This is a genomic window from Nocardioides sp., assembly GCF_036401255.1.
Classification (GTDB): domain Bacteria; phylum Actinomycetota; class Actinomycetes; order Propionibacteriales; family Nocardioidaceae; genus Nocardioides.
The window spans coordinates 14184-39952 of record NZ_DASWVI010000496.1; the positions used below are offsets into that span (position 1 = coordinate 14184).

At 72.4% G+C, this 25769-nt stretch carries 22 protein-coding genes; 5 read left to right on the forward strand and 17 right to left on the reverse strand.

All coding sequences use genetic code 11. The features are described 5' to 3' along the window. Nucleotide 1: 1 nt before the first annotated feature. Nucleotides 2-961 (forward strand): TIGR03557 family F420-dependent LLM class oxidoreductase, encoded by a 960-nt coding sequence (locus VGD85_RS22945; RefSeq protein ID WP_331065751.1) that lies wholly within the window; start codon nucleotides 2-4, stop codon nucleotides 959-961. On the opposite strand, the gene VGD85_RS22950 is transcribed toward VGD85_RS22945, so the two are convergent. The 8 genes from VGD85_RS22950 to VGD85_RS22985 all read right to left on the reverse strand — a co-directional run bounded on the left by VGD85_RS22950 (nucleotide 916) and on the right by VGD85_RS22985 (nucleotide 11762). Continuing rightward, the gene (locus tag VGD85_RS22950) at nucleotides 916-1401 is read right to left on the reverse strand and encodes an SRPBCC family protein (protein WP_331065752.1); all 486 of its coding nucleotides are present in this window, start codon (nucleotides 1399-1401) and stop codon (nucleotides 916-918) included. The genes VGD85_RS22945 and VGD85_RS22950 overlap by 46 nt on opposite strands. Nucleotides 1402-1530: 129 nt before the next feature. Beyond that, the gene (guaA, locus tag VGD85_RS22955; protein ID WP_331065753.1) at nucleotides 1531-3114 is read right to left on the reverse strand and encodes a glutamine-hydrolyzing GMP synthase; all 1584 of its coding nucleotides are present in this window, start codon (nucleotides 3112-3114) and stop codon (nucleotides 1531-1533) included. 96 nt (nucleotides 3115-3210) lie between these two features. Continuing rightward, complete coding sequence (locus tag VGD85_RS22960) at nucleotides 3211-4305, reverse strand: hypothetical protein (RefSeq protein WP_331065754.1); 1095 nt, start codon at nucleotides 4303-4305, stop codon at nucleotides 3211-3213. Nucleotides 4306-4585: 280 nt separating this feature from the next. Beyond that, on the reverse strand, nucleotides 4586-6322 hold the full coding sequence (locus VGD85_RS22965) for a GMC family oxidoreductase (protein WP_331065755.1): 1737 nt from the start codon (nucleotides 6320-6322) through the stop codon (nucleotides 4586-4588). After that, nucleotides 6319-7941 carry a succinic semialdehyde dehydrogenase gene (locus tag VGD85_RS22970; RefSeq protein ID WP_331065756.1) on the reverse strand — a complete coding sequence of 541 codons (1623 nt, stop codon included), beginning with the start codon at nucleotides 7939-7941 and terminating at the stop codon, nucleotides 6319-6321. The genes VGD85_RS22965 and VGD85_RS22970 overlap by 4 nt, the downstream gene beginning before the upstream one ends. A gap of 113 nt (nucleotides 7942-8054) precedes the next feature. After that, nucleotides 8055-9497 (reverse strand): aldehyde dehydrogenase, encoded by a 1443-nt coding sequence (locus tag VGD85_RS22975; protein ID WP_331065757.1) that lies wholly within the window; start codon nucleotides 9495-9497, stop codon nucleotides 8055-8057. A 27-nt stretch (nucleotides 9498-9524) separates the two neighbouring features. Continuing rightward, nucleotides 9525-10631: a hypothetical protein gene (locus tag VGD85_RS22980; protein ID WP_331065758.1), complete on the reverse strand. Its 1107-nt coding sequence runs from the start codon at nucleotides 10629-10631 to the stop codon at nucleotides 9525-9527. Between the two features lie 3 nt (nucleotides 10632-10634). Next, entirely contained in the window at nucleotides 10635-11762 is a 1128-nt protein-coding gene (locus VGD85_RS22985) for a phosphotransferase family protein (protein ID WP_331065759.1), read from the reverse strand. 271 nt (nucleotides 11763-12033) lie between these two features. On the opposite strand from VGD85_RS22985, the gene VGD85_RS22990 reads away from it, so the two are divergent. Continuing rightward, nucleotides 12034-12984 (forward strand): type IV toxin-antitoxin system AbiEi family antitoxin domain-containing protein, encoded by a 951-nt coding sequence (locus VGD85_RS22990; RefSeq protein WP_331065760.1) that lies wholly within the window; start codon nucleotides 12034-12036, stop codon nucleotides 12982-12984. A gap of 105 nt (nucleotides 12985-13089) precedes the next feature. On the opposite strand, the gene VGD85_RS22995 is transcribed toward VGD85_RS22990, so the two are convergent. Continuing rightward, nucleotides 13090-14832: a glycerol-3-phosphate dehydrogenase/oxidase gene (locus tag VGD85_RS22995; RefSeq protein WP_331065761.1), complete on the reverse strand. Its 1743-nt coding sequence runs from the start codon at nucleotides 14830-14832 to the stop codon at nucleotides 13090-13092. Nucleotides 14833-14904: 72 nt separating this feature from the next. Between VGD85_RS22995 and VGD85_RS23000 the strand changes: the two genes are divergently transcribed. After that, entirely contained in the window at nucleotides 14905-16089 is a 1185-nt protein-coding gene (locus tag VGD85_RS23000; RefSeq protein WP_331065762.1) for a CapA family protein, read from the forward strand. Nucleotides 16090-16129: 40 nt separating this feature from the next. On the opposite strand, the gene VGD85_RS23005 is transcribed toward VGD85_RS23000, so the two are convergent. The 5 genes from VGD85_RS23005 to VGD85_RS23025 all read right to left on the reverse strand — a co-directional run bounded on the left by VGD85_RS23005 (nucleotide 16130) and on the right by VGD85_RS23025 (nucleotide 20824). Continuing rightward, on the reverse strand, nucleotides 16130-16726 hold the full coding sequence (locus VGD85_RS23005; RefSeq protein WP_331065763.1) for a hypothetical protein: 597 nt from the start codon (nucleotides 16724-16726) through the stop codon (nucleotides 16130-16132). Nucleotides 16727-16815: 89 nt separating this feature from the next. Next, on the reverse strand, nucleotides 16816-17586 hold the full coding sequence (locus tag VGD85_RS23010) for an inositol monophosphatase family protein (RefSeq protein WP_331065764.1): 771 nt from the start codon (nucleotides 17584-17586) through the stop codon (nucleotides 16816-16818). Nucleotides 17587-17610: 24 nt separating this feature from the next. After that, nucleotides 17611-18867: an MFS transporter gene (locus tag VGD85_RS23015; RefSeq protein ID WP_331065765.1), complete on the reverse strand. Its 1257-nt coding sequence runs from the start codon at nucleotides 18865-18867 to the stop codon at nucleotides 17611-17613. Nucleotides 18868-18909: 42 nt separating this feature from the next. Further along, nucleotides 18910-19698 carry a carbon-nitrogen hydrolase family protein gene (locus tag VGD85_RS23020; RefSeq protein WP_331065766.1) on the reverse strand — a complete coding sequence of 263 codons (789 nt, stop codon included), beginning with the start codon at nucleotides 19696-19698 and terminating at the stop codon, nucleotides 18910-18912. A 19-nt stretch (nucleotides 19699-19717) separates the two neighbouring features. After that, a complete protein-coding gene (locus VGD85_RS23025; RefSeq protein ID WP_331065767.1) occupies nucleotides 19718-20824 on the reverse strand; it encodes a GuaB3 family IMP dehydrogenase-related protein in 1107 nt (368 codons plus the stop codon). 105 nt (nucleotides 20825-20929) lie between these two features. Between VGD85_RS23025 and VGD85_RS23030 the strand changes: the two genes are divergently transcribed. Then, the gene (locus VGD85_RS23030; protein ID WP_331065768.1) at nucleotides 20930-21436 is read left to right on the forward strand and encodes a SigE family RNA polymerase sigma factor; all 507 of its coding nucleotides are present in this window, start codon (nucleotides 20930-20932) and stop codon (nucleotides 21434-21436) included. Beyond that, a complete protein-coding gene (locus VGD85_RS23035) occupies nucleotides 21433-22680 on the forward strand; it encodes a hypothetical protein (protein ID WP_331065769.1) in 1248 nt (415 codons plus the stop codon). Before VGD85_RS23030 ends, VGD85_RS23035 begins: the two co-directional genes overlap by 4 nt. Here the strand turns inward: VGD85_RS23035 and guaB are convergent. From guaB to VGD85_RS23050, 3 genes are all read right to left on the reverse strand, one after another. Further along, the gene (gene guaB, locus VGD85_RS23040) at nucleotides 22665-24167 is read right to left on the reverse strand and encodes an IMP dehydrogenase (RefSeq protein ID WP_331065770.1); all 1503 of its coding nucleotides are present in this window, start codon (nucleotides 24165-24167) and stop codon (nucleotides 22665-22667) included. The genes VGD85_RS23035 and guaB overlap by 16 nt on opposite strands. Before the next feature lie 26 nt (nucleotides 24168-24193). Further along, nucleotides 24194-25090 carry a GNAT family N-acetyltransferase gene (locus tag VGD85_RS23045; protein WP_331065771.1) on the reverse strand — a complete coding sequence of 299 codons (897 nt, stop codon included), beginning with the start codon at nucleotides 25088-25090 and terminating at the stop codon, nucleotides 24194-24196. 259 nt (nucleotides 25091-25349) lie between these two features. After that, nucleotides 25350-25769, reverse strand: a 420-nt coding sequence (locus VGD85_RS23050) for a TCP-1/cpn60 chaperonin family protein (RefSeq protein WP_331065772.1), incomplete at its 5' end; no start/stop codon positions are given.

Here is a 25769-nt window from a genome sequence, read left to right on the forward strand (position 1 = left end):
CGTGAGGATCGGCTACTTCCTGTCCAGCGAGGAGCACCCGCCCGAGGAGCTGGTCCGCCAGGCGAGACTCGCCGCGGACGCCGGGTTCGAGGCGCTGTGGATCTCCGACCACTACCACCCGTGGAACCACGAGCAGGGCCAGAGCCCGTTCGTGTGGAGCGTGATCGGCGCGGTCAGCCAGGTGTGCGACCTGCCGATCACGACCGCGGTCACCTGCCCGACGGTGCGGATCCACCCGGCGGTGATCGCGCAGGCGGCGGCCACCAGTGCCCGGATGTGCCGCGGCGGGTTCCGCCTCGGCGTCGGCTCCGGCGAGGCGCTCAACGAGCACGTCACCGGCAGCCGCTGGCCCACGGCCGACGTCCGCCTCGAGATGCTCGAGGAGGCGGTGGGGGTGATCCGCAGGCTGCTGAGCGGCGAGCGGGTCAGCCACCACGGGCGGCACTACACGGTCGAGGACGCGCGGATCTTCACGCTGCCCGACGATCCGGTCGAGATCCCGGTCTCCGGGTTCGGCCCGGAGGCGATCGCGCTCGCCGCCCGCATCGGCGACGGGTTCGTCACCACCCAGCCGGACCAGGACGCGCTCGCGGCGTACCGCGAGCAGGGCGGCACCGGTCCCGCGATGGCGGGCGCGAAGGCCTGCTGGGGGCCGGACCGCGACCAGGCGCAGGCGCTCGCGCACCGACTCTGGGCGAACGCCGGGGTGCCGGGCGAGCTCGCGCAGGTGCTGCCGAGCCCCGCGCACTTCGAGCAGGCCTCGCAGCTGGTGACGCCGGAGATGGTCGGCGAGACGATGCCGTGCGGCCCGGACGTCGAGGAGCACGTGACCAAGCTGGCGGCGTACGCCGAGGCGGGGTTCGACGAGCTGTACGTCGCGCAGATCGGCCCCGACCAGGACGACTTCTTCCGGGTCTACGAGGCGGAGGTCCTGCCGGCGCTGCGGCGCTCGGCGACGTAGGCGAGGCGGCGCAGGCTCTCGGTGTTGCGCCACGCGAGCTGGAGGTCACGGATGGGCTTGGGCATCAGCACCGCCGGCCCGCTGATCGCATCCTCCTCGATGCTGAGGTCGGTCTCGACACCGGCCGCCTCGAGCCGGATCGTCACCTGCGCCACCCCGGTCGGCCAGGCGCGGGCGTGAAGCACGAGCGTGGAGCCGGGCGTCGACTCGACGACCTCGGTCGTGTCGTCGATCAGCATCGGCCAGGTGCCGACCGAGTGGTGCAGCTGAGCCCCGACCGCCGGCCAGGTGTCGTCGACCTCGCGCATCCGGGAGGCGCCGACCACCCAGAGCGGGTAGAGCCAGCCGTCGGCCAGCACGTCCCAGACCTGCTCGGGGGTGGCCTTGATCCTGCGGGTGTTGGTCGCCATGGCTGCGTAGTACCCACTGGCGCTCGCCATGCTCGGGAATGGAAGAACCGCCGGGGTCTCGGGTCCCCGGCGGTTCGTTGAAAACTCTAGCGGTTCATGCCTCCGATGTCCCGAGTTCCCCGTCAGGTCGCCGGGATGATCTATGTCACGTGGGCCCGGTCACTCCCACTCGATGGTGCCCGGCGGCTTGGAGGTGATGTCGACGGTGACCCGGTTGACCTCGCGCACCTCGTTGGTGATGCGGGTCGAGATCCGCTCCAGCACGTCGTACGGGAGCCGCGCCCAGTCGGCGGTCATCGCGTCCTCGGAGGTGACCGGCCGCAGCACGACCGGGTGGCCGTAGGTGCGGTGGTCGCCCTGGACGCCGACGGAGCGTACGTCGGCCAGCAGCACGACCGGGAACTGCCAGATGTCGCGGTCCAGGCCGGCGCGGGTGAGCTCCTCGCGGGCGATCGCGTCGGCCTCGCGCAGGATGTCGAGCCGCTCGCGGGTGACCTCGCCGATGATCCGGATGCCCAGGCCGGGGCCCGGGAACGGCTGGCGCCACACGATCTCGGCGGGCAGGCCGAGCTGCTCGCCGACGAGGCGGACCTCGTCCTTGAACAGGGTGCGCAGCGGCTCGACCAGCTCGAACTCCAGGTCGTCGGGCAGGCCGCCGACGTTGTGGTGGGACTTGATGTTGGAGGTGCCCGCTCCCCCGCCGGACTCGACCACGTCCGGGTAGAGCGTGCCCTGCACGAGGAACGCGACCTTCTCGGCGCCGTCGCCGGTCACCGCGTCGCCCAGGATCTCGGCCTCGGCGGCCTCGAAGACCCGGATGAACTCCCGGCCGATGATCTTGCGCTTCTCCTCGGGGTCGGTGACCCCCGCGAGCGCGTCGAGGAACTGCTTCTCGGCGTCGACGACCTTGAGGTCCACCCCGGTGGCCGCCACGAAGTCGCGCTCGACCTGCTCGGTCTCGCCCTGGCGCATCAGGCCGTGGTCGACGTACACACACGTGAGCCGGTCGCCGATCGCGCGCTGCACGATCGCCGCGGCCACGGCGGAGTCGACGCCGCCGGAGAGCCCGCAGATCGCCTGGCCGCGGTCGCCGATCTGGGCGCGGATCGCCTCGATCTGCTCCTCGACGATGTTGACCATCGTCCAGGTCTGGCGGCAGTGCGCGATCTGGACCAGGAAGTGCTCGAGCACCTTCTGGCCGTGCTCGGTGTGGAGCACCTCGGGGTGCCACTGGACGCCGGCCAGGCCGCGGTCGACGTCCTCGAAGGCGGCCACCGGCGTACTGGTCGTGGAGGCGAGGACGTCGAAGCCCGCCGGCGCGGCCGCCACGGAGTCGCCGTGGGACATCCACACGGTGTGCTGCGCCGGGATCTCGGCGAGCAGGGTGCCCGGGCGGGCGACCGTGACCGCCGTACGCCCGTACTCGCGGGCGCCGGTGTGCGCGACCTCGCCGCCGAGGCCCTGGGCCATCAGCTGGAAGCCGTAGCACATGCCGAACACGGGGGTGCCGGCCGTGAAGATCGACGGGTCGATGCTCGGGGCGCCGGGCTCGTAGACCGAGGACGGGCCGCCGGAGAGGATGATCGCCTTCGGCTCGCGGGCCAGGATCTCGGCGACCGGCGTGGTGTGCGGGACGATCTCGGAGTAGACCCGTGCCTCGCGGACCCGTCGCGCGATCAGCTGGGCGTACTGCGCCCCGAAGTCGACCACCAGGACCAGATCGTGCTCCGCCGCCGGGTTCATGCGGGCCAGCCTATCGATCCGCGTGGGGGCGCACGCACCTGACAGAACTGTCGTCCTCGAACGGCGGAGGGGACATGTGCGTCAGGTGCGCGGGACTCAGGCGGCCCGGTACCTCAGCCAGACGTCGCGCTCACCAACGCTGAGGGATCGGCGGGCGGCCACCGACGAGGTGTCCACCCACCAGTCCGGCGCCGCGAGGGTCCAGGGCCGCGGAGCCGGCCCGCGTTCGGCAGCGCGCCGGTAGGCGCCGCGCAGCCGCGCGAGGAAGTGCTCGAGGTCGTCGTGCTCGGCCGACATCATCACGACGAGCTCGAGCCCGAGGTCGCGGTAGAGCGCATCCCGGTCGAGGTCGCGGCGCCGGGGACCGTACGGCAGGTGCACGGCTCCCTCGTACTCCCCGGCGATCCCGTGCTCCACGTCGAGCAGATCCGGGGTCAGCAGGTGCCCACCCCCGTGGTCGAAGACCGGCGGGTTGCACCGCAGGACGACTCGGGGCATCGCCTGCCGCCAGGCGACGCGCATCACGCTCTCCTGGGGAGACCAGGCGTTCTCGTCGGCCCCGTCGATGGCCTCCCGGAGCCGCCGGGTGCCGGGCCGGCCCGCGAGCCGCTGGGCATACCTCCGCATCGAGGCGACATCGACCAGGTCGTCGTACGCCGCCATGTCGATCGCCCGGACCGCTGCGGCGAGGGTTCGCGCCCGCCGCGCTTCGTAGGCGACCGACCGCTCGGGGACGGTCAGCGGCAGGCCGTCGACCCGGATCAGGTCGTCGTCGAAGAGCCAGTCCTCGGAGACCACCAGCCCCGGGCGTGGCCGGACGACGCGCCGGTCGCCGAGCGCGATCGGGACCGGCAGCGCGGCGCCGTCCGCCGTCAGCCCACTGAACCAGCGCGCGTGTTGCCAGGCCAGCGCCGCCCAGCCGGTCGCCGCCGTACTCCCGGGCGTGCCGAGGACCGCCTCGACGATCCGCTGGTCGAGCGCCTCCGCGTCGACGTGTGCGGGCACGTAGGCGCCGCTGCCCACCCGACGCCAGCCCGGACCACGGGCCTGGCCCGGCGTCGGCCCGGACCGCCCGGTGGCGTCGAGACGCACCGGGACCACGACCTCGGGGCGAGTGATCGGGTGCGGCACAGCACCGACCATGCCCCGATTCCCCGGGTGGCTGCAGCGCTCCTCCACAGGCTTCCGCACGCACCTGACAGAACTGTCGTCTGACCGGCCGGATCCACGACAGATACGTCAGGTGCGTGGGAAAACACCGGCCCCGGGAACGCATCAGGGCCCGGCCGGGGAGGGAGGGATGGCCGGGCCCTGACCGTCCACGCATCTGCTGGACAGAGCCTGGACATGGGACCCGGCGGTGGGAGGGAGCGTATCTACCGGGTCCGCTGGCTCAACGACCCGCCACGACCCGGGTCACGGGCCTTTCCCAGGTATTTTCTCCCGACTCCGTCCGCTTCTGGGGCGGGCCCTAGGAGACCCCCACGATCGGCAGCCGCAGCGCTCCCGGAGCGTCGTCGGGGACCACCGGAGCGGCCGGGCGGACCGGCTCGATGCGCTGGTACGCCGAGCCCAGGTCCGGGCGCGGGTCGGCCTCGCCCTTGTTGGGCCAGAACGACATCGCGCGCTCGGCCTGGGCGGTGATCGTCAGCGACGGGTTCACGCCCAGGTTGGCCGAGATCGCCGATCCGTCGGCGATGTGCAGCCCGGGGTAGCCGTAGACCCGCTGGTAGGGGTCCACGACGCCGGTCTCGTGGGAGTCGCCGATCGGGCAGCCGCCGAGGAAGTGCGCGGTCAGCGGCTTGTTGAACGCATCGCCGACCGCGCTGCCCGGGAAGCCGCCCGTGATCCGCGCCATCGCCCGGATCGCCTCGTTGCCGGCGGGGATCCAGGTCGGGTTGGGCTCGCCGTGGCCCTGCTTGGAGGTCAGGTAGCGCTTGCGGGTGCCGGGGATCCGCTTGGTGTAGGTCGTGATCGAGTTGTCGACGCTCTGCATCACCAGCGCGATGATCGTGCGTTCGGACCAGTGCTTCATGTCGTAGAGGTTCGGCACCTGCTTGCGCTGGCGCCACACCTCGCGCAGCCAGGTCCGCCACCTCGGCTCGTCGCCGTCGCCGTCGGTCAGCACCGACTGGAGCAGCGACATCAGGTTGCTGCCCGGGCCGTAGCGCACCGGCTCGATGTGGGTGTTGGCGTCGGGGTGGAAGCTGCTGGTGATCGCGATGCCCTGGCTGTAGTCCACCGACAGGTCGGGCGCGACCACCCCGCCGATCGACTCGGAGTTGGTGCGCGCCAGCTCGCCCAGCCGGTCGGAGAGGCGGGGCAGGTGGCCCTGGTCCTTCATCTTGTGCAGCAGCCGCTGGGTGCCGAGCGCCGAGGCCGCGAACACGACCTGCTCCGCGGTCAGCACCCGTCGCACCGAGCGCCGGTCGATCTTGGCCTTGGTGTAGCGGACGTGCACGTCGTACCCACCGCCCTCGCGCGGGCGCACCCGCGTGACCGTCGTCAGCGGCATCACCTTCGCGCCGTTGCGCTCGGCGAGGTAGAGGTAGTTCTTGACCAGGGTGTTCTTGGCGTTGTGGCGGCAGCCGGTCATGCAGGACCCGCAGGCGATGCAGGTACGCCGGTCCGGGCCGGCGCCCCCGAAGAACGGGTCGTCCACGGTCTGGCCCATGCCCGCCCCGGGGCCGCCGAAGAACACCCCGACCGGGGTCGGGTGGAAGGTGTCGGCGACGCCCATCTCGGTCGCGACCTTCTCCATGATCTCGTCCGACGGGGTGCGGAGCGGGTTCTCGACCACGCCGAGCATCCGCTTGGCCTGGTCGTAGTAGGGGGCGAGCTCGGCCCGCCAGTCGGTGATGTGGCTCCACTGGTGGTCGGCGTAGAACGCCGGCAGCGGCTCGTAGAGCGTGTTGGCGTAGACGAGCGACCCGCCGCCGACGCCGGCGCCCGAGACGATCAGGCAGTCCTTGAGCGCGTCGATGCGCTGGATGCCGTAGCAGCCGATCTCGGGGCGGAACAGGTAGCGGGAGACCTCGAAGGACGTCTCGGGCAGGTCGTGGTCCTCGAACCGCGCGCCGGCCTCGAGCACGCCGACCCGGTAGCCCTTCTCGGTCAACCGCAGCGCGGTCACGGATCCGCCGAAGCCGGACCCGACCACCAGCACGTCGTAGTCGAAGCTCTTCTCGTCGTTGCGGGGGGCGCTCATGCCCGGCCCACCTTTCTCATCAGGCGCAGGTTGGCGTTCATGACCTTGGCGTACATCTCGTCGGACATGCCGAGCTGCGGGGCGAACCGGATCAGCCGCTGGGTGGCCACGGCCTGGGTCTCGGTGAAGCGCCGGACGCCCATCGCGCCCTGGCGGCGGCCGGCACCGGACTCGCGCATGCCGCCCATGGGGGCATCGATGCTCGCGAACGTCGCGGCGAAGCCCTCGTTGATGTTGACCGTGCCGCAGCGCAGGTGCTGGGCGATCACCCGGGCCCGGGCGCCGTCGCGGCTGTAGACCGAGGCGTTGAGGCCGTACTCGCCCTCGTTGGCACGCGCGACCGCGTCGGCCTCGTCGTGGAACCGGTACAGCGACACGACCGGCCCGAACGTCTCCTTGCCGAAGCAGGCCATGTCGGGGCTGACGCCCTCGAGGATCGTCGGCTCGAAGAAGTACGGCCCCAGGTCGGGCCGGGCCCGGCCGCCGGTCAGCACCCGGGCGCCCTTGGCGACGGCGTCCTCGACGTGCGCGGTGACCGCGTCGAGCTGGGCCTGGGAGATCAGCGGCCCCATGTCGTTGCCCCAGTCGAGGGTGGCGCCGAGGGTCAGCGCCTGGGTGCGGGCCACGAACCGGTCGACGAACCGGTCGTAGAGCTGGTCGGCGACGAAGACCCGCTCCATCGAGACGCACAGCTGGCCGGCATTGGAGAAGGCGGCGCGTACGGCGCCCTCCGCGGCCCGCTCGAGGTCGGCGTCGCGCAGCACCAGGAGCGGGTTCTTGCCGCCGAGCTCGAGCGAGCAGCCGATCAGCCGGTCGGCGCAGCCCTGCGCGATCGTGCGGCCGGTGGCGGTCGAGCCGGTGAAGCAGACGTAGTCGGCCCGCTCCACGATCGCGGTGCCGATCTGGGCGCCCGGCCCGGCCACGACCTGCCAGAGGTCCGGCGGCAGGCCGGCCTCGTCGAGCAGCTGCGCCCCGAGCAGGGCGGAGAGCACCGTCTGGGAGTCGGGCTTGAGGACGACGGCGTTGCCGGCCGCCAAGGCCGCGATGCCGTCGATGAGCGCGAGGTTGAACGGGTAGTTCCACGGCGAGATGATCCCGACGACGCCGAGCGGGTTGTGGTTGACCTCGACCCGGGTCAGGCCGGGCACCACGCCGAGCTTGCGCTCGGTGCCGAGGTGCCGCTTCGCCGTACGCGCGTAGTAGCGGGCGGTCAGCGCGACGTGCAGCGGCTCGTCGAAGGCGTGCTTGCGTGCCTTGCCGCTCTCGCGGATGACCAGGTCGATGATCTCCTCCTGGCGGTCGAGCACCAGGTCGTGCAGCCGCAGCAGGATCGCCGAGCGGGCGGCGAGCGGTGTGCGGGCCCAGGCCACCTGGGCGCGACGGGCCCGGGCGAACGCCGTCGTCACGTCCTCGACGGTGGACTGCGGCACGTGCGCCAGCGGCGCGTCGTCGAGCGGTGAGCGCACCTCGACGGTGCGCCCGGAGGTCGCGACGAGGCGGGCCGTCAGCGCGGCGGCGTCCTCGGGCTCGAGGGCGTAGGCGGCGGTGGGGTCGTGCTCGGGGTCGAAGGGCCCCTCCACGACCGGGCCGCCCGCGGGCGTGGGGTTCTGGGCGCTCATAGGGGCGAGGGTATGTGACGCGCGTCTCGGAAACTACCCTTCGGTAGCCTCATGTGCGGTTTTACACAGCGAGTCCAGATGTCAAGACGCTCGGCGGCCGCGTCGGCCACCGGTCAGGGCGTGTAGATCGCCTTGAGCTCGGTGTACTGGGCCAACCCCTCGGGGCCGAACTCGCGGCCGATGCCGGAGGACTTGTAGCCGCCGAACGGCGCGGCGAAGTCCATCGTGTAGGTGTTGACGCCGTAGGTGCCGGTGCGGACCCGCCGGGCGACGTCGAGGCCGGCGTCGACGTCGGCGGTCCACACGGTCCCGGCCAGCCCGTAGTCGGAGTCGTTGGCGATGCGGACGGCGTCGTCGACGTCGTCGAAGGGGATCACCGAGAGCACCGGGCCGAAGATCTCCTCCTGGGCGATCCGCATCCGGTTGTCGACGTCGGCGAAGACCGTGGGCCGGACGTACCAGCCGGACGCCAGCCCGTCGGGCCGGCCGCTGCCGCCGACGACGACGCGGGCGCCCTCCTCCTGGCCGAGCGCGATGTACTTCTCGACCCGTTCCTGCTGGCGCTGGGCGACCAGCGGCCCGATCTCGGTGGCCGGGTCCATCGGGTCGCCCACCTGCATCGCGGACACGGTCGCGGCCAGGGCGTCGACGACCTCGTCGTACCTGCTCCGGGAGGCGAGGATCCGGGTCTGCGCGACGCAGGCCTGCCCGGAGTTCATCAGCGCGGTGAACTTCAGGCCCTCCATCGTCGCGGCGAGGTCGGCGTCGTCGAGGACGATCGCCGCGGACTTGCCGCCCAGCTCGAGCGAGACCCGCTTGAGCTGCTCGCCGCACACCGCGGCGATCCTGCGGCCCGCGGCGGTCGAGCCGGTGAACGCGACCTTGTCGACGCCGGGGTGGGCGACCAGGTGCTCGCCCACCTCGCGGCCGGCGGCGACGATGTTGACGGCCCCGGCCGGTACGCCGGCCTCCGCGAGCAGCTCGGCCATCAGGTAGGTGTCCAGCGGGGTTTCCGGCGCCGGCTTGACCACCATCGTGCAGCCGGCGAGCAGCGCCGGGACGACCTTGGACATCGTGGTGAACTGCGGGACGTTCCACGGGGGGATCGCGGCGACCACGCCGACCGGCTCGCGCCGCACGATCACGTCGGCGCCGAGCGCGCCGGGGCGCGCCTCCTCCCACGGGAAGGACCGCGCGACGGCCAGGAACGACTCGATCTGCATCCACGGTGCCGGGGACTGGGCGAGGTTGGCGAACGACGTCGGCGAGCCCATCTCGATCGTGATCAGCTCGGCCATCTCGGCGAGCTTGCCGGCGTAGAGGTTCGAGAACGCCTGGACGACCTCGATCCGCTCCTCGGGGGTCATCCGCGGCCAGGGACCCTCGTCGAACGCCCGGCGGGCCGCGTCGACGGCGGCGTCGATGTCGGCCGCGCTGCCCTCGGGCACGGTCGCGACCACCTGCTCGGTGTGGGGCGAGACGACCTGGAGGGTCGCGGTGGTCGCCGGGGCGGCCCAGCCGCCGTCGATGAAGAAGGCGGACCGGTCGAGGGTCATGGGGTCTCCTGGGCTGGTGCTCTGGGCTTAGGGGGCGAGGGTGAAGAAGTCGGCGAAGCCGGACGGGTCGTGGCGGCCGATGCAGAAGTGCTCGAAGAGGCCGAAGCCCTCGGCGCCGTCCGCGGTGGCCCTGCCGACGTGGTCGACGCAGCCGAACATGAACCGGCCCTGCACGGCCGGGTCGTCCATGGCGTAGGTGACCCGCTCGGCGAAGTCCGGGCCCTTCCACGAGCCGTGGATCCAGTCGGGGTCGCCGCCGTAGCCGCCGCCGACGTGGAGGGGTACGGCGAGACGCGACTCGACCTCGAGCACCAGGGGCTTGCCCTCGGGCGTGGTGCAGCGGATCGTCGCGCCGGTCGGCGTACGCGTGCCGGAGGCGTAGTGGACGTCGACCAGGGGCCAGCCGAGCTGCTCGACCCGGCCATCGCGCCAGACCCGCGTGCAGTCGTTGAGCGTGCGGAACCCGTTGGGGTCCTCCTGGATGATCAGCACGACCGCGAAGTCCTCGAACTGCAGCGGCACGTAGAGCCACCACATGCCCTCGAACGGCGGGTCGGAGGGCGCGCCCGGCGGCTCGGCCTCGCCGACGGGGCGGATGCCCCAGGAGCGGTCGCGGCTGCCGATCCAGGTCGCGGGGTCGACGGCGATCTCCTCGCCGTCGATCGAGATCGTGCCGCTCCACGTGCCGAGCTGGGCGAAGCGCTGCGCGTCGAGCGTGACCCGGCTGCCCGAGCGCAGCACGTGCGGCTGCTCCTGGACGACGGGGCAGGTGCCCTCCCAGGTGAGGTCGAGGGCCAGGCCCTCGGTCTCCTCGAGGACGACCCGGACGGTCTGCAGCGGCTCGGGCACCTCGACGCGGTAGCGGCCGACGTGCGGGTTGAGGCGGTCCTGGTCGATGAGGTCGGAGAGGTGGACGGCCGTCTGCTCACCGTTGCGGGCGACGAGGACGAACGCGTCCTTGGTGCCGAGGTTGGGGTAGTAGCCCAGCCCCGTGATCACCATGACGTCGCCGGTGCGGTCGTGGGCGTTGAAGTACCACCGGTCGTAGAAGTTGCGGTCGCTGCTGTTCGCCCAGGCCAGCGGCAGCGGCGCCTGGTGGAGCGGGAACTCGTCGAGGGGTCCGATGCCGGTCACGTCTCAGGCCCCCGCCTCGTCGAGGAGGCGCTCCATCAGGGGCTTGTGGTGGAACAGCGTCTCGAGGTCGTCGGGCCGGTCGATCTCGCCGAAGTGGATCTGTCGCGCGCCGGTGCGCATGAACACGATGCACCACTGCACCGCGTTGTAGACGTGGTACCAGTGCAGGTCGCCGACCTCGACACCGGCGCGCTCGGCGTACGTCGCCTTGACGTCCTCCTCGCGCAGGAAGTGCGGCATGCCCGGCAGCTCGAGCATCCCGGTGATCGTCTCGAAGACCTGGTGCGCGAAGACGATCCAGGACAAGTCGAGCTCGCGGGGGCCGAGGGCGGCCATCTCCCAGTCGAGGACGCCGACCGGCTCGAAGTCGCGGTACATCACGTTGCCGATGCGCGAGTCGCCCCAGCACAGCACCGCCTCGTCGGTGTCGGGCAGGTTGGCCTCGAGCCAGGCCAGGCCGCGCTCGACCAGCGGGGAGCGGCCGATGTCGGCGACCGCGAAGTCGTACCACGCGCGGGTGCGGGCGAGGTTGCGGGCGAGGGCGGTCTCGCCGGGGTGCGGCGGGTCGAGGAACCCGAACGTCGTGGCGGCGTCGGGGATCGCGTGCAGGCGGGCGATCACGTCGACGGTGGCGTCCTGGAGCCGGCGCTGGTGCTCGTGCGGAGCGTCGTGGAGCCAGTTGTCGCCGAAGTTGTAGGGCAGCACGTCCTGCGGCACCAGCCCGTCGATGCGGTCCATCAGGAAGAAGGGCGTGCCCAGCACGTCTCCGGTCGACTCCATCCAGCGCACCTGCGGCACCGGCACGTCGGTGGTCTCCCCGACGATGCGGATGGCGTCGTACTGCTCCTGGAGGGCGTAGGTCGGGAACACCGGGAGATCGTCGGGCGACGGCGCGACGCGTGCGACGTACTCCCCCAGCCGGCGCTCGCCGCCCTCGGTCCAGGCGACGTCGAGGATCAGGGTCTCCGAGGACATCCCGTTGGCGTCGACGCCGCTGTGCAGCGTGACGACCGGATCCGCCCCCGCGGGCAGCACCGCCGCCAGCCACTGCGCGAGTCTGGTCGGCAGGTCGCTTGCGTCCCTGCTGGACCGCTGCATCTTCAGGTCGGCCGGCGGCGGTGCCTGCGTCACGTTCCCCTCCCAAAGGTTCGCTGTGACATGGGTCTCAGCATCGGTGGAACGTGTTCTAGTTGTCAACGGTCGCGGGTTTCACCGGTCAGCCGGTGAAACCCGCACGACACGCCGAGGGTCCCCGGCGTGTCGTGCGGGTTTCGGCTGACAGGTTCAGGCGAGACCGCTTCACGCGGCCCAGATGCCATCCACGGGCTGCGCGCGCGTCAGGTCTGTCCACAGTCCGCGAGGGCTCTGGGTCACGCCCGAGCGTGGCGGGGATCACCGCTCCATGACGCTCTTCAACTCAGTCGACCTTCGACACCACAGCCTGTTCATGACCTACGAACTCCTGTCCGCGGGCTACGACGACAGGGCAATCACGCGCATGTGCCGGTCAGGCGAGCTCCATCGCCTCCGGCACGGCGCGTACACGTTCGGATCCTTCTGGAACGAACTCGATGACGTCGGGCGCCGCCTCCTGCTCGCCCGCGCCACGCTGCGATGCGCCCGAGCCCCATCCGTCCTAGCGGGTCCGAGCGCCGCCGACGTGTTCGGCGTGCCCGTCTGGGAGCCGGGCGACGAGACACACCTCGCTCGCCTCGACCAACGCGCCGGGCGGCGCGAGACCGGCAAGGCGCAACACCGCGGCGTGATCCTCGCCCAGGACCTCACCGTCCGCGACGGGGTTCCCCTGACGAGCGGCACCCGTACGGCGATCGACATGATCACGTCAACCGACACAGAGCACGCATTGGTGGTCGTCAACGGACTGCTACACGCGGAGGAGACAACTCTCCCCCTCATCGAGCACCGCATCGCCGGCATGGCACAGGTGCCCGGCAGCCTGAACGCGCCCATCGTGTTGGCCCTGGCGGATGCGCGGTGCGAGTCGGCGGGCGAGAGCAGGGTGGTCTGGCTGTGCTGGAGCCAGCATCTGCCCGCCCCTGAGCCCCAGCACAAGGTCCGCAACCGTGAAGGCCGGGTCGTCGCTCGGGTCGACTTCGCCTGGCCAGAGCTCGGGGTGTTCCTCGAGTTCGACGGGAAGGAGAAGTACCTGCGGTACCGGCGGCCGGGAGAGACGGTCGCCGACGCTGTCATCCGCGAGAAGAACCGCGAGGCCATGATCTGCGGGCTCACCGGGTGGCGGTGCATCCGGCTCACGTGGGCCGACCTCTTCTACCCCGAGCGGACCGCCGCCCGCATCCTCGCGACCCTCAACGGTCAGGTCTGGGCGGCCTGAGCGTCGACCTGTCAGCCAGAACCCGCACGACACGCCGTGGTCGCCCGGCGTGTCGTGCGGGTTTCACCGGTCAGCCGGTGAAACCCGCAAGCGAGCCGACCGCCCTCACACGATGTCGGGGGCCGCCACCCGGGCCTCGTCGGCCTCCTGGTCGGTGAGCTGCAGCTGGCTCTGACGTTCGGCCTCGACGCGGCGCAGGTAGTGGTCGACCTCGTCGGCGATGCGGGCCTCGTCCCAGCCCAGGTGCGACCCCATCAGGCGGGCCACCTGCGGAGCGCACCGGACCCCGCGGTCGAACGTCTCGATCGAGATGCGGGTGCGCCGGGTCAGCACGTCGTCGAGGTGGCGGGCGCCCTCGTGGGTGACGGCGTAGACGACCTCGGCCGCGAGGTAGTCCTCGGCGCCCTCCAGAGGCAGTCCGAGAGCCGGGTCGGAGCCGACCAGCTCCAGCAGGTCGTCGACCAGGCCGCCGTAGCGGCCGAGCAGGTGGTCGATCCGCGCGACGTGGAGGCCGGTGCGCCGGGCGAGCAGCACGCGCTGGTTGGCGCGGGTCTCCCAGTCCGCGGCGCCGACCAGCGGCACCCGGTCGGTGATCGAGTCGCGGACGGTGAGGTTCGTCGTGGTCTTGAGCGAGTGGGCGGCGGCGTCGACCGCGTCCTTGCCCATCACGCGGTACGTCGTGAGCTTGCCGCCGGCGATCATCACCAGGCCCGGCACCGGCGTGACCACGGTGTGCTCGCGTGAGATCCGCGAGGTCGGCTCGGACTCCCCCGACAGCAGCGGCCGGAGCCCGGCGTACACGCCCTCGACGTCGTCGTGGTCGAGGGGCTCGCGCAGGATCGCGTTGACGTGCTCGAGGATGTAGTCGATGTCGGCCCGCGACGCGGCGGGGTGTGCCTTGTCCAGGTCCCACGGAGTGTCGGTGGTGCCGATGATCCAGTGTCGTCCCCACGGGATGACGAACAGCACCGAGGTCGCGGTGCGCACGATGAACCCCGCCTCCGAGCGGATCCGGTCGCGAGGCACGACCAGGTGGATGCCCTTGCTGGCCTGGACGTTGAGCGCGCCTCGGCCCCCGACCATCTCCTGGATCTCGTCGGTCCACACCCCGGCGGCGTTGACCACGACCCGAGCCCGGACCTCGATCTCGCGCTGGGCCTCCAGGTCGAGGGCGCGTACGCCGACCACCCGCTCCCCCTCGCGCAGGAATCCGGTCACCTTGACGCGTGTCGCCACGTGCGCGCCGTGGGCGGCGGCGGTGCGCGCCAGGCCGACCACGAGGCGGGCGTCGTCGACCTGGCAGTCCCAGTACTGGATCGCGCCCGCGATCGTGTCGGCCTTGAAGTCGGGGGCGATCCGGGCGACCTGCCGGCGCATCAGGTGCCGGTGCCGGGGGACGCCCATGTCGCCGCCCTGGCTGCGCAGCGCCCCGAGCATCGCCATCCCGTCGTAGAGGATCAGCCCGGAGCCGACGTACGGCCGCTCCCAGCCGCGGTGCGTCAGCGGGTACAGGAACGGCACCGGCCGGACCAGGTGCGGCGCGAGCCGCGTCAGCAGGAGTCCACGCTCCTTCAGGGCCTCCCGGACCAGGCCGAAGTCGAGCATCTCCAGGTAGCGCAGGCCGCCGTGGACCAGCTTGCTGCTACGGCTGCTGGTGCCGCTGGCCAAGTCGCGCTGCTCGAGCAGGCCGGTGTTCAGGCCCCGGGTGACGGCGTCCAGCGCCGTGCCGGCCCCGGTCACGCCGCCGCCGACCACCAGGACGTCGAGCTCGAACGGGTCACCGCCGGCCCCCATCGCGGTCAGGGCCAGGTCGCGGGCCTGCGGACTGAGGGCGCTCGACGGGCTCATGTGGGCAGTCTCGCAAACTCCCGTATCCGTGTTGTGCCCTCTCGAGTCATCGAGACCGAGTTCAATGGAGACATGGCCGGCCGTTCGTTCCGCGTGGTCGTGGCCACGGTCGCGCTGGTCGCCGCGGCGATGCTCGTGACCGCAGCCCTGAGCCTCGCCTGGCCGAGCCGGCTCGGCGAGGAGACGCCGGCCGCGGTCGGGACGCCGGTGCCGACCGAGCTGGACGCCGGCGAGGCGACGGCGCCCGCGGCGCCGGACCCGCCCCGCACCGCGACGATCCTCATGGGCGGGGACCTCCTCTGGCACAACACCGTGTGGCACAGCGCCGCCGAGGACCATGCCCGCACCGGCGCCGGCGGCCGGTTCGACTTCGACCCGATGTTCGCGTGGCTCCGGCCGTACGTCGAGTCCGCGGACCTGGCGCTGTGCCACGAGGAGGTGCCGTTCGCCGCGGCCGGCGAGCCGCTGCGCAGCTATCCGGTGTTCGCGGCCCCCCACGAGATCGCCGGCTGGATCGGCCGCATGGGCTGGGATGCGTGCACCACGGCGTCCAACCACAGCATGGACGCCGGCGTCGACGGGATCGTCGAGACCGCCGACCTGCTCGAGGACGCCGGCGTCGCCCACGTCGGGACGTTCCGCACGGCGGCGGAACGCCGCGAGCCGGTGATCCTCACGACCGACGCCGGGCTGCGGGTCGGGATCGTGGCGGCGACGTACGGACTGAACGGCTACGTGCTGCAGGCCGGCCAGGAGTGGGCCGTCTCCCAGCTCGGCGACGCCGACGACCTCATCGCCCAGGCCCGTCGGGCCCGGGCGGCCGGCGCGGACCTCGTGATCGCCCACGTGCACTGGGGCACGGAGTACAGCCGCCTGCCCGACGCCACCCAGGTCGAGCTCGCCGAGGAGCTCACCACCTCGCCGGACATCGACCTGGTGCTCGGCGAGCACGCCCACGTCGTGCAGCCCATCACCCGCGTCAACGGCACGTGGGTCGCCTACGGGATGGGCAACATGGTCGCCCAGAGCGAGCTCGAACGACCGGAGGCCTACGAGGGCATCACCGTGCAGGTCCGGGTCGCCGAGCAGGCCGACGGCCACTGGCGGGTCGACGGGCTCTCCTATCTGCCGACCCAGTGGAACCACTACGTCCCGGGTCGCCCGATCCGGATCCAGCGCGCCACCGGCGCCCACCTCGCCTCGATCCGTGGGGCGGTCGACGCGGTCGGCCGCAACGCCGGACTCACCGAGGACTGAGACAGCCTCGATCCGTGGGCCCGGTCCCCGAGCTCGACCGCTAGCGTCGCGGCGGTCCTGAGCAGCTCTTCGGGGCGATCCTGAGCTCGACGAGCGAGCTCACCGTCCCGGTGTGCCCGTCGGCGTCGGTGTAGTGCAGCGTCAGCGGTCCACCGGTGCCCTGGGTGCCGCGCACGCCCACGGTGAACAACAGGTAGTCCTCCCCGGGGCCGGCGACGGGGAGGGTGGCGCCCTCCGCGGGCTCGCCACGCACCCATGCACGCCGAAAGTTGGGGTCCAGGTTGTCCGGCGGCAGCCCCCTCCAGAGGCCCAGGGCGGCGAACCGGTCGCCGGGCTGGCGTTGGAAGACCCGGATGGATCGGACCTCGAGGTCGCCGGTGGTGGGCCACTCCACCCGGTCGATCGTGACCGGTGCCGGACCACGGTTCGCGAACCCATCGAAGCCTTCGGTCACGCCCCTTGCGCGGCCCACGGGTGCGCAAAGCTCATGCGTCGAACCGATCGCGTACAAGGCGTCGGACTTCGTCCCGTGCCAGAGGCGGCTGGCGCCCCATCCCGCGACGGCGGCGACGACGACCGCGACGACGATGGTGGCGAGCAGGCGGCGCCGGTCCCAGCGCCGCGGATCGATCAGCATGTCTGTCTCCCCCGAGATCAACGTCGGATCGCCGACGTCCTCGGTCTGCCCCCTTGGGGTCCGCGGCAAACGCCGGGCGACCGCGGAGGTCAGGTCAGGGCGGCCACGATCTCGAGCAGCACCGCATGCGTCTCGGCGTCGGCGGCGGCCAGGATGCCCTCGCCGGTGTGGACCGGCCGGCCGCGGAAGTCGCTGACCACGCAGCCGGCCGCCTCGCACAGCGCGAGCCCGGCCGCGAAGTGGACGCTGCCCTCGTGGCGACCGTCGACGAGGTACGCCGCCCGCCGGCCGGTCGCCACCCAGGCCAGTGCGAGGCTCGTCGAGGAGACCCGGGCCCCGAAGCGGGAGCGGAAGCCGGCGTCGGCGATCAGCCGGGTCCCGATCGGCAGGCCGTTCGGTGCCCAGTCGACGTCGACGTCCACGAGGCGGTTCGGGCCGGCCGGCGCGCTCCGCCCCTCGACGCCGAAGCGGCCGCCGTCGGCCCAGTAGATCTCGCCCGCCGACGGGTCGCCGACCGCCGCGACCGCGGTGCCGTCCGGCCCGCGGAGCGCGACGTTGACGCAGAACAACGGGGTCGTCGCGGCGTAGTTCAGCGTCCCGCACAGCGGGTCGACCAGCCAGACCCGGTCACGGGTCGCCGCCCCGGCGTCCCCGAGCTCCTCACCGAGGAACCCGTCGTCCGGGCGGGCCCGGCGAATCACGTCGAGGATCGCGCGCTCGGCGGCGATGTCGGCCGCCGTCGCGAAGTCGGTCTCGCTCTTGTAGGTCCGCTCGAGCACCGCGCCGTACGTCGCGGTGAGCGCGGCCGCGCCGGCCCGAACGGCCTCCAGCGCCACGGACAGGTCGCTCCCACTGGTCACGACGGCATCGAACCACGTGCCGCGTCAGACGACGGCGCCGGTGCGCTCCAGGTGACGCTCCGCCGCGCGGGCGGCGGGGTGCAGGCCGAGCGCCGCGAGCACGACGACGCCGGCGATCAGCGTCCAGCCGACGGCGCCCCACGTCACGGCGAGGTAGGTGTAGACCGCGGGGGCCCACACCGTGCCGAGCGTGTAGCCGAGCTGCGCGACCCCTTGGTACTCCCCGCGCCGCGAGGCGTCGGAGAGCTCGGATTGCAGGCCCCACTGGCCCGCGGACTGCAGCAGCTCGGCCCCGGTGACGGTGACGTGGCCGACCCAGACCAGGACGATCGTGAGCCAGCCCGTGGTGTCGTGGGTGACGAGCACGATCGCGCAGGACAGCACGAAGAACGCCGCGCCACGGCGCTCGGCGCGCAGCGAGTCGGCGACGGTCGCGATGCCGCGCGCGGCGGCCACCTGCAGCAGCACAGCCATCACCGTGTTGGTGCCGAACAGCCAGGCGAGCAGGACCCGGGGCGCGTCGGTCTCCTCGACCAGCCACAGCGGGATCACGACGTTGAGCAGGACCTGGTGGGTGCTGAGGATGCCGTCGAGGACGCACGCGGCGACGTAGCCGCGGTTGCGCAGCGCGCTCGTGGTGCCGCCGGCCTCGACGGCCTGCACCAGCGGCTGGTCGACGTGGTGGTGGGCGACCGCCGGCAGCCGCGAGATCAGCAGCGCGTTGAGCAGCAGCAGCCCTGCGGTGAGGACCGGGACCGCGCGGATCACCTGGTCGTCCCCGGTCGACAGCGCGATGCCCGCCAGCAGCGCGCCGAGCGTGTAGCCGATGTTGCGGGCCGCCCGGAAGTACGCCTGGGAGCGCACCCGCTCCTGGCGCGGGAAGACGTCGATCCGGTAGGCGTTGCGCGCCGCGCGGCTCGAGGTCTGCAGGAGGGCCAGGCCGATGGTGACGGCGACGTACGACGTCATCCCGCTCGTCGCGAGCCAGGCGAGGTAGGCCAGGGCCTCGACGAGCGAGCTGACCGCCCACACGCGCCGGGCGCCCCACCGGTCGGAGAGGGTGCCGAGCGGGACCGCGAGCGCGAACGTCGCGACGCCCGAGATCGTGAGCCCGAGGCCGACCTGGGCGGCCGAGAGCCCGACGATCTGGGTGAAGAACACGGCGCTGCCGGTGAGGAAGACGCCGTCGCCCACCGCCGAGAGCACGGACTGTGCCGAGAGCCGGCGGACCAGAGGTGTGGGACCGGCCAGTCGGGCGACCCGATCGATATATCTTGACATCAAGATAAAACTAGAGCGTCGCGCGCTCCGGTGTCGAGCGGATTACACACGCACCCGCGGTCCGAGGTCGAGCCGGTGGTCGGCGATCATCGTGTGCGTCGCCCGGGTCTGTGCGACCAGCCCCGGATCGAGCTCGGCGACCGCCAGGCCCTCCTCCGCGCCGAGCCGGGCGACCGGGTGGCCCTCGGGGTCGTAGACGGCCGAGCCGCCGATGAACTCGAACGACCCGCACCGGCCGGTGAGGCCGGAGAAGACGACGTACATGCCGTTCTCGAGAGCACGGGTCGGGTAGTAGAGGTCGCGGCGGTGCCCGCCCCCGGGGAAGTACGCCGCCGAGCTGAGGTAGCCCACCGCGCCGTCGCGGGCCGCGGCCTGCGCGTGCTCGGGGAAGCAGCCGTCGTAGCAGATCGACAGGCCGAGCTCGAGGCCGTCGACGACGATCGAGGTGCCGTGGTCGCCCACGGTGAAGAACGTGCGCTCGAGGCCGTCCAGGTGCTGCTTGTCGTACGGCGCGGTCGCGCCACCGTCCGGTCGCACGACGATCTGGGAGAGCCGACGCTCGGGCCCGCGGCGCAGCGCCGTGCCGACCACGACCGTCACGCCGGCCGCCGCCTCCTCGCGGATCGGATCCAGCCACGCCCCGTCCAGGTCGCCCGCGTCGGGCAGCGGCCCGTCGAACGCCGCGACGTCGTACCCGGTCAGGAACGCCTCGGGCAGCACGAGCACGCGCACCCCCTGGGTGCCCGCGAGGCGGGTCAGCCGCGCGGCGGTGCGCACGTTCGCCGCGAGGTCGCCGCTGACCGAGGCCGCCTGGCCCGCCGCGACGATCACGCCTCGCGCACCTGGGGCGTCATTCGACGACGATCTCGACGCGCTGGAACTCCTTGAGCTCGGTGTAGCCGGTGGTCGCCATCGAGCGGCGCAGGGCACCCATGAGGTTCATCGTGCCGTCGGCGACCCGCGAGGGGCCGAACAGGATCTCCTCGATCGTGCCGACGGTCTCGAACTGCACCCGCTGACCTCGGGGCAGGTCGTGGTGGTGGGCCTCGGTGCCCCAGTGGAAGCCGCGGCCCGGTGCGTCGGTGGCGCGGGCGAACGGCGAGCCGACCATCACGGCGTCCGCCCCACAGGCGATCGCCTTGGCGATGTCGCCGGACATGCCGATCGAGCCGTCGGCGATCACGTGGACGTAGCGGCCGCCGGACTCGTCGAGGTAGTCGCGCCGCGCCGCGGCCACGTCGGCGACCGCGGAGGCCATCGGTACGGCGACGCCGAGCACCGTCCGCGTCGTGTGGGCCGCGCCCCCGCCGAACCCGACGAGCACGCCGGCGGCACCGGTGCGCATCAGGTGCAGCGCCGCCTGGTGGGTCGCGCAGCCGCCCACGATGACCGGGACGTCGAGCTCGTAGATGAACTCCTTGAGGTTCAGCGGCTCGGCCTGCGAGGACACGTGCTCGGCGGAGACCGTGGTGCCGCGGATCACGAACACGTCGACGCCGGCGTCGACGACCGCCTTGGCGAACTCCTTGGTGCGGGCCGGGGAGAGCGCGCCCGCGACCGTGACCCCCGCGTCGCGGATCTCGCGCAGCCGCTCGGTGACCAGCTCGGCCTTGATCGGCTCGGTGTACATCTGCTGGAGCCGGCGGACGCCCTCGGTGCCGCTGAGCGCGGCGACCTCCTCCAGCAGCGGGTCCGGGTCCTCGTAGCGGGTCCACAGCCCCTCGAGGTTGAGCACGCCGAGGCCGCCGAAGCGACCCAGGGCGATCGCGGTGGCAGGCGACATCACCGAGTCCATCGGCGCCGCCAGCACCGGGATGTCGAAGCGGTAGGCGTCGATCTGCCAGGCGGTGCTCACCTCCTGCGGGTCGCGGGTCCGCCGGGAGGGCACGATCGCGATGTCGTCGAAGGAGTAGGCGCGCCGGGCCCGCTTGGCCCGGCCGATCTCGATGTCGGTCACCGACGAACTCTATCGAGATCCGGGGCAACCAGGCGCCCGCCCCAGGCGGTCGGACCTGGTATGGATGCCCTGGCCGATGAACGGACCGCCACCTCGGGAGGCTCGATGAGCGCACACGCGGACTTCGACGAGTTCGTCGCCGCGCGCTCGAGTCGGCTGCTGCGCACGGCGTACCTCCTCACCCGCGACCACGCGCTCGCCGAGGACCTGCTGCAGACCGCGTTGGCCAAGGCGTGGTTCGCCTGGTCACGGATCGAGGGCGACCCCGAGCCCTATGTGCGCAAGGTGCTCGTGAACACGTTCGCGTCCTGGTGGCGCCGCAAGTGGAACGGGGAGCACGCGTACGCCGAGCCGCCGGAGCCGGCCGTCCCGGCCAGGGGCGGTCCCGAGGAGGTCGACCAGCGCCAGGACCTCTGGGCCGCGATGGGCCGGCTGCCCCGCCGCCAACGCGCGGTGATCGTGCTGCGCTACGTCGAGGACCTCAGCGAGGCCGAGACCGCTCGGCTGCTCGGCGTCTCCCCCGGCACCGTCAAGAGCCAGACCAGCAAGGCGCTGGCCAACCTGCGTATCGACCCCGCCCTCGCGACCAACGACTCGGAGGAGCCCTCATGAACACGCTCGACGACCTGCGCAGCACCCTGCACCGGCACGCCGACGAGCTTGACGACGTCGAGCGCTACGTCCGGCCGGTCGCCGTCCGCGCCAGGATTCGCGTCGTCCGCCGCCGCCGCGCGACCGTCGGTGCCGTCGTCGCCGCCCTCGTGCTGGTGGCCGGCCTGGCCGGCGCCGGCACGGTGCTGCGCGGCTCGGACGGCATCGACCCGGCCGACCGGGTCGTCGCCGGCGTCACCGTGCCGGATCGGGTCACCGCGCAGGGCCGCACGTACGAGCTCGAGAGCCTCGCCGACCTCACCGCCGAGGAGACCCACGTCGACCCTGCCGAGCACCCCCAGGCCGTGATCCTGGCCGCGAGAGGCCTGGGCGACGGCATGGCGACGCTCTACTCCCAGGGCGAGCCGGTCGGCCGTGTGCGGGGCGACGAGCAGGTGTCCGCGCCGATCGACCTGGGCGAGGCGGGCGTCGATCTCGAGGTGCGCTTCGACGGGGCCGGCCCGAGCGCCCGGGCCGGCGTCGCGGTCTACGAGGCGACGGACGACATCCCGGCCGGCATGGGCGACCAGCACGCGGTGTTCCGCGGCGAGGTGGCCGGCGCCACGCTCGTCGCCAGCGGGTTCTCGTCTCCCGGCGAGACGTCGGTCGAACTGCAGTTCTCCAGCCGAGGCGGGCGTCTGCGGTTCGTCTTCTACTGCTCGTCCGAGGCCGACGACCTGCTGCTGAACGTCTCGATCGACGGGAAGGACAGCATGGCGAGCGGTTGTGGCGACTCCGGCCCCGACGCCGGCACCGGGAGCTCCGGAACGACCCGGGTCCCGGCCGGGGAGCACGAGGTCGTGGCCTACCTGACCCACGGCGACCACGGACCCCAGGTGACCGCCACCGAGGAGACGGTGTTCGGGCTCGGCGTCTACGACCCGCCCGCGCCGGGCCCCCGCGTGCTCGGCACCCGCGTGGAGAGTCAGGTCGAGTACGCCGGGCGGGACTGGGTCTTCGACCGCGTGCTGGCCGCTCCGGCCACGATCGACACCAAGGACGGCGATGTGCTGCTCGGGTTCGTCGGCAGCGGGAGGAGGCTCGGGGTGACCTGGTCCGGTCGGCTCACCCACGGGGAGTCCACGCAGGTCGAGAGTGCCCGCACCGTGAGCCAGAGCGACGGCGGTCTGCTGCTCGCCGGCGACCGCTACGACGTCGCCATCACCGGAGGCGAGGGGATGCTGTTGGTCTACCGTCCGGAGTAGTTCGGCGCCTCGACGGTCATCTGCACGCCGTGCGGGTGGCTCTCCTGGAGCGAGGCCTGGGTGATCCGGACGAACCGGCCCTTCTCCTGCAGCTCGGGGATCGTCGCCGCGCCGACGTAGAACATCGACTGGTTGAGCCCGCCGATGAGCTGGTGGGCGACGGCCGCGAGCGGACCGCGGTAGGCGACCTGGCCCTCGATGCCCTCGGGGACGATCTTGTCGTCGCTGTCGACCTCGGCCTGGAAGTAGCGGTCCTTGGAGTAGGACTTCTTGCCCCGGCTCGACATCGCGCCGAGCGAGCCCATGCCGCGGTAGGACTTGAACTGCTTGCCGTTGACGAACACCAGCTCGCCCGGCGACTCCTCGCAGCCCGCGAGCAGCGACCCGATCATCACCGTGTCGGCGCCGGCGACCAGGGCCTTGGCGATCTCGCCGGAGTGCTTGAGCCCGCCGTCGGCGATCACGGGTACGCCGGCCTCCTTGCAGGCCAGCGACGCCTCGTAGACCGCGGTCACCTGCGGCACGCCGACGCCCGTGACGACGCGGGTGGTGCAGATCGAGCCGGGGCCGACCCCGACCTTGACCGCGTCGGCGCCGGCGTCGATGAACGCCTGCGCGCCCTCCTTGGTGGCGACGTTGCCGCCGACCACCTGGACGTCGCGGGTCGCCGGGTCGGTCTTGAGCCGGCGCACCATGTCGAGCAGCAGTCGCACGTTGCCGTGGGCGGTGTCGGCCATCAGCACGTCGACCCCGGCCTCGACCAGCGTCGTCGCGCGCTGCCAGGCGTCGCCGAAGTAACCGATCGCGGCGCCGACCATCAGCCGCCCGGCGCCGTCGTACGACGCGTTGGGGAACTGCTCGCCCTTGACGAAGTCCTTGACGGTGATCAGGCCGGTGAGGTGGCCGGCCTCGTCGACCAGCGGCAGCCGCTCGCGCTTGTGCTGGCGCAGCAGGACGGTCGCGTCCTCACGCGAGATGTCGGAGTGGCCGGTGATCAGCGGCATCGGCGTCATCACCTCGTCGACCTTGGTGGTCGCCCACTCCGCGACCGGGGTGAAGCGCAGGTCCCGGTTGGTGATCATGCCGAGCAGCCGGTTGTCGCCGTCGACGACGGGGAACCCGGAGATGCGGTACTCCCCCGCCAGCTGGTCGAGCTGCTCGAGGGTCGCGTCCGGGCCGATGGTCACCGGGTTGGAGATGATGCCGGTCTGGGTGCGCTTGACGAGGTCGACCTGGTAGGCCTGGTCCTCGATCGACAGGTTGCGGTGCAGCACCCCGAGACCGCCCTGCCGGGCCATCGCGATCGCCATCCGCGACTCGGTCACGGTGTCCATCGCGGCACTGACCAGCGGCACCCGCAGCGAGATCTCACGGGTGAGGCGCGAGGTCATGTCGATGTCCGCGGGCGCGAGGTCGGAGTGGCCCGGCAGCAGCAGGACGTCGTCGTAGGTCAGACCGAGTGCGGCGAACTTCTCAGGCAGCTCCACTCGCACAGCCTACCGGCGTGCCGTGCTCACCGAGGCAGCGGTTTGAGGTCGCGGACCGGCACCCGGACGACGAGCCGCTCGGCGGCCATCCGGCTCCGGCCCCGCAGCCCCGCGGCCATCACCATCGGCAGCACCGCCCGGTTGTCCGCGCGGGTGGTCAGCACGATCTCGTCGGCCTCCAGCGCGCTGGCCAACCGCGCGGCGTCGACCAGCAGCCGGGTGCCGATGCCGCGCCGCTGCCAGGCGGGGTCCACCCGCAGCGTGACCGGCCGGGCCCCGGGGTCCTGCGCCGGTGGGCCGATGACGGCCACCCCCACCGCGACGCCGTCGATCATCGCGGTGACCGTGTCGCCCTCGGCGAGGTACGCCGGCGTCGCACCGCCTCCGACGCGCCGGCCCAGCCGGGGCGCCATCGCGCTCCCCCTGGCCCGGGCGAGCACGTCGGAGACCAGGTCGGCCAGGGACGCGCCCCGGGCGTGCTCGGTGGGGGTGAACGGGGCCGTACGGCGCACCTGGACCTGGACGTCGCCGACCACCATCTCCATCACGTCCTGCTCGGGTCCGCCGCCGGGTGCCGGGTCGGGCTCGGCGTCGAAGAGCCGCGCCACCACCTCCGGGAAGGACGCGGGCTGCGCCAGGATCGTGCGCGCGGCCTGCACGTAGCGGGTCGGCTGGTCGCTCAGCGCGGCCTCGGTGCACCGCATCGCGACGGTCGCCCGGCCACCGGCCGCTGCGAGCAGGCCGATGACGCGCCCGGCGTCCCACCCCGGCGGGGTGCGCAGCACCAGCTCGTCGGTCACCGACTCGATCCCGGGGAAGATCTGCAGGCCGAGGATGTTCACCCCGGCCTCGCCACAGCCCGCCGCGATCCGGGCCAGCGCGCCGGGTCGATCGGCCAACGTCGTCCGCACTCTCCACAACATGGCCCCAGCGTGGACCGTCGACGTTGCGGCGCCGGATCGGGCGTGTTTCGCGCGCATCACGTCACCCGCAGAGGGCGGGCGCCGTGGGGATCGTCGGCGCCGACGGCCGAGTCGGCGCCAGTTTCCCCCCGACATGCGCCGAGTCGGCGCCAGTTTCCCCCGACATGCGCCGAGTCGGCGCCAGTTTCCTCCCGACATGCGCCGAGTCGGCGCCAGTTTCTCAGAAACTGGCGCCGACTCGGCGTGGATGCTGGGTGGATCAGTGGCCGTGGCCGTGCCCGTGGCCGTGACCGGCCGCCTCGGGCTCCTCGTCCTCGGGCTTGTCGACGACCAGGGTCTCGGTCGTGAGCAGCATGCCCGCGATCGAGGTGGCGTTGACGAGCGCGGAGCGGGTGACCTTGACCGGGTCGAGCACGCCCTGGGCGACCAGGTCGCCGTACTCCTCGGTGGCGGCGTTGTAGCCGTTGCCGGGGCCGAGCTCGCGGACCTTGCTGGTGACGACGTAGCCGTTGACCCCGCCGTTCTCGGCGATCCAGCGCAGCGGCTCGTCGGCGGCCTTGCGGACCACCCGGACGCCGAGCGCCTCGTCGCCGGTGAGGCCGAGGTCGTCGCTGAGCACCGACACCGCGTGGATGAGGGCCGAGCCGCCACCGGCGACGATGCCCTCCTCGATCGCGGC

What these genes read in the sequence shown, in the direction of transcription:
- VGD85_RS22950 (WP_331065752.1), bottom strand. Translation starts at nt 1,401, where the DNA reads ATGGCGAGCGCCAGTGGGTACTACGCAGCCATGGCGACCAACACCCGC.
- guaA (WP_331065753.1), bottom strand. Translation starts at nt 3,114, where the DNA reads ATGAACCCGGCGGCGGAGCACGATCTGGTCCTGGTGGTCGACTTCGGG.
- VGD85_RS22965 (WP_331065755.1), bottom strand. Translation starts at nt 6,322, where the DNA reads ATGAGCGCCCCCCGCAACGACGAGAAGAGCTTCGACTACGACGTGCTG.
- VGD85_RS22970 (WP_331065756.1), bottom strand. Translation starts at nt 7,941, where the DNA reads ATGAGCGCCCAGAACCCCACGCCCGCGGGCGGCCCGGTCGTGGAGGGG.
- VGD85_RS22975 (WP_331065757.1), bottom strand. Translation starts at nt 9,497, where the DNA reads ATGACCCTCGACCGGTCCGCCTTCTTCATCGACGGCGGCTGGGCCGCC.
- VGD85_RS22990 (WP_331065760.1), top strand. Translation starts at nt 12,034, where the DNA reads ATGACGCTCTTCAACTCAGTCGACCTTCGACACCACAGCCTGTTCATG.
- VGD85_RS22995 (WP_331065761.1), bottom strand. Translation starts at nt 14,832, where the DNA reads ATGAGCCCGTCGAGCGCCCTCAGTCCGCAGGCCCGCGACCTGGCCCTG.
- VGD85_RS23000 (WP_331065762.1), top strand. Translation starts at nt 14,905, where the DNA reads ATGGCCGGCCGTTCGTTCCGCGTGGTCGTGGCCACGGTCGCGCTGGTC.
- VGD85_RS23005 (WP_331065763.1), bottom strand. Translation starts at nt 16,726, where the DNA reads ATGCTGATCGATCCGCGGCGCTGGGACCGGCGCCGCCTGCTCGCCACC.
- VGD85_RS23015 (WP_331065765.1), bottom strand. Translation starts at nt 18,867, where the DNA reads ATGTCAAGATATATCGATCGGGTCGCCCGACTGGCCGGTCCCACACCT.
- VGD85_RS23030 (WP_331065768.1), top strand. Translation starts at nt 20,930, where the DNA reads ATGAGCGCACACGCGGACTTCGACGAGTTCGTCGCCGCGCGCTCGAGT.
- VGD85_RS23035 (WP_331065769.1), top strand. Translation starts at nt 21,433, where the DNA reads ATGAACACGCTCGACGACCTGCGCAGCACCCTGCACCGGCACGCCGAC.
- VGD85_RS23045 (WP_331065771.1), bottom strand. Translation starts at nt 25,090, where the DNA reads ATGTTGTGGAGAGTGCGGACGACGTTGGCCGATCGACCCGGCGCGCTG.